This window comes from Halorubrum sp. Atlit-26R, from assembly GCF_003666015.1.
Taxonomy (GTDB): Archaea; Halobacteriota; Halobacteria; order Halobacteriales; family Haloferacaceae; genus Halorubrum.
In genome coordinates this window covers 1-1,013 of sequence record NZ_QPLT01000103.1, presented here as the reverse complement: position 1 = coordinate 1,013, position 1,013 = coordinate 1, and the positions used below count along the sequence as shown (strand labels likewise).

Here is a 1,013-nt window from a genome sequence, read left to right as displayed (position 1 = left end):
GCGTCGACCGGCGACGAGGACCGTCGCTCGTCGACACCGCCGCTGGTTACCTTCTCTTTCCCGGTTCACGAATACTGAGAAAACCTTGCCCGTCACTATGTGAGACGAGCTCGGTCGTCGACAGAACGTTGATCGAACGAACTCTCGCTGGCGTTTCACAGTCCGACACAGCGTGGGTCCCAGCCGACAACAGCGTCCTCGCAGTCGAGTTTGGGGACCGATATCCGTCAGTTCGCGAGAGCGCTTGAACCGCCTCCACAGCGGACGAACATTGCTTAGCTCTTTCGGGTGCGAGCGAGCAATCCGAGCACGAGTACGGCTGCGACGAAGTGCGGAAAGCCGGTCAGCGGGGCCGACACAGGCGAGGCCTCTTCTTCGGTCGGCTCGGCCGGCTCGATGGCGTTGTCGTCATCGTCGGTGTCGCTCGACGAGTCCGAGTCCTGTCCGTCGCCGCTCTCCGAGTCGTCGTTCGTTGTTTCAGTGTCGTTGGAATCACCGCCGTCGCTCTCGCTGTCGGGATTGTTCACCGATCGGTCATCGTTGTCGGTCCCGTTCCTGTCTGTTTCCCCGTCAGTGTCCCCGGTTTCCGACTCATCGTCCACCGGTCCGCTATCGGTCGTCTCGTTGTCAGACTCCTCTCCTGCCGATCCACCGCCAGTCGCTCCGTCGTCGCTGTCGCCGGTATCGGTGCCATTCTCCGGTCCGTCGACCGAGTCTCTCTCGTCCGTCCCGTCCGTTTCGTCTGGTTCCGTGACGGTCACGTCCTAAGAGTCCGTGCTATCGGCCGACGAGACCGTGTAACTCACTTCGCCGACACCGCCGTCGTCGGTGTCGTGAGTCAGGGTTACGGTCTCACTTTCACTTCCGTTGAGTGACACGGACACGTCGTCGACGGCGTCGCCGTCGAGCAACAGTTCGACGGTCTCTTGCCCGGTGAAATCACCCGTGTTCTCGACGTCAGCGACGACATCGACCGTCGCGTTCTCGGTGACTTCTGTCGTCGAGGCCGCCTC

2 protein-coding genes are annotated in these 1,013 nt (G+C 61.9%); both read right to left on the bottom strand.

Going from position 1 to position 1,013, the window contains the following annotated elements; all coding sequences use genetic code 11:
- Window positions 1-275: 275 nt before the first annotated feature.
- The gene (locus DVK07_RS19540) at window positions 276-761 is read right to left on the bottom strand and encodes a hypothetical protein (protein WP_121598515.1); all 486 of its coding nucleotides are present in this window, start codon (window positions 759-761) and stop codon (window positions 276-278) included.
- A 3-nt stretch (window positions 762-764) separates the two neighbouring features.
- Window positions 765-1,013: CARDB domain-containing protein (locus DVK07_RS19535; RefSeq protein ID WP_303646394.1), on the bottom strand; the 249-nt coding region annotated here is incomplete at its 5' end.